The organism is Streptomyces sp. Ru72 (genome assembly GCF_002920635.1).
Lineage (GTDB): Bacteria > Actinomycetota > Actinomycetes > Streptomycetales > Streptomycetaceae > Streptomyces.
Genome location: NZ_PQSR01000224.1, coordinates 1 through 1,695, shown reverse-complemented (window position 1 = coordinate 1,695; position 1,695 = coordinate 1). Strand labels below are relative to the sequence as shown.

General features: G+C 72.8%; 1 protein-coding gene. It reads left to right on the top strand.

Annotated features, from left to right (window positions below; genetic code table 11):
- Position 1 precedes the first annotated feature (1 nt).
- Positions 2–1,695: biotin carboxylase N-terminal domain-containing protein (locus tag C3488_RS39565; RefSeq protein WP_103845627.1), on the top strand; the 1,694-nt coding region annotated here is incomplete at its 3' end.

The window sequence follows — 1,695 nt, the reverse complement described above, 5'->3', positions numbered from 1 at the left end:
CGTGCGCAAGGTGTTGATCGCCAACCGTGGCGAAATCGCTGTCCGCGTCGCCCGGGCCTGCCGGGACGCCGGGATCGCCAGCGTGGCCGTGTACGCCGATCCGGACCGGGACGCGGTACACGTCCGCGCCGCGGACGAGGCGTTCGCCCTGGGCGGTGACACCCCGGCCACCAGCTACCTGGACATCGACAAGGTCCTGCAGGCGGCCAAGGACTCCGGGGCGGACGCCGTCCACCCCGGCTACGGCTTCCTCTCCGAGAACGCGGACTTCGCCCAGGCGGTGCTCGACGCCGGGCTGATCTGGATCGGCCCGCCGCCGCAGGCCATCCGCGACCTGGGCGACAAGGTCGCCGCCCGCCACATCGCCCAGCGCGCCGGTGCCCCCCTGGTCGCCGGCACCCCCGACCCCGTCTCCGGGGCGGAGGAGGTCGTCGCCTTCGCCGAGGAGCACGGGCTGCCGATCGCCATCAAGGCCGCCTTCGGCGGTGGCGGACGCGGCCTGAAGGTCGCCCGCACCCTGGAAGAGGTCCCCGAGCTGTACGAGTCGGCCGTCCGTGAGGCGGTGGCCGCCTTCGGCCGCGGCGAGTGCTTCGTCGAGCGCTACCTGGACCGGCCGCGGCACGTGGAGACCCAGTGCCTGGCCGACAAGCACGGCAACGTGGTCGTCGTCTCCACCCGTGACTGCTCGCTGCAGCGCCGGCACCAGAAGCTGGTCGAGGAGGCCCCGGCGCCGTTCCTGAACGAGGAGCAGGTCGCCGAGCTGTACCGCGCCTCGAAGGCCATCCTGAAGGAGGCCGGCTACGAGGGCGCGGGCACCTGCGAGTTCCTGGTCGGCCAGGACGGCACCATCTCCTTCCTGGAGGTCAACACCCGTCTGCAGGTCGAGCACCCGGTCACCGAGGAGGTCGCCGGGATCGACCTGGTCCGCGAGATGTTCCGCATCGCCGACGGCGAGCCGCTCGGCTACGGCGACCCCGAACTGCGCGGCCACTCCTTCGAGTTCCGCATCAACGGCGAGGACCCCGGCCGCAACTTCCTCCCCGCCCCCGGCACGGTGACGGCGTTCGCTGCGCCGTCCGGCCCCGGCGTGCGCCTGGACGCGGGTGTGGAGTCCGGCAGCGTGATCGGCCCGGCGTGGGACTCGCTGCTGGCCAAGCTCATCGTGACCGGCCGCACCCGCAAGGAGGCCCTCCAGCGGGCCGCCCGCGCGCTTCAGGAGTTCCAGGTCGAGGGCATGGCCACGGCGATCCCCTTCCACCGCAAGGTGGTCGCCGACCCCGCGTTCGCTCCGGAGGTGCACGGGCAGGACGGCCCGTTCACGGTCCACACCCGCTGGATCGAGACCGAGTTCGTCAACGACATCAAGCCCTTCACCGCCCCCGCCGAGGCGGAGGCCGAGGAGGAGCCGGGCCGCGAGACGGTCGTCGTCGAGGTCGGCGGCAAGCGCCTGGAGGTCTCCCTTCCCTCCTCCCTGGGCATGTCCCTGGCCCGCACGGGCCTGGCGGCCGGCGCGAAGCCGAAGCGGCGCGCGGCCCGCAAGTCGGGGCCGGTGGCCTCGGGTGACACCCTCGCCTCGCCGATGCAGGGCACGATCGTGAAGGTCGCGGTCGAGGAGGGCCAGGAGGTCAAGGAGGGCGACCTGGTCGTCGTCCTGGAGGCCATGAAGATGGAGCAGCCGCTGAACGCGCACAAGGC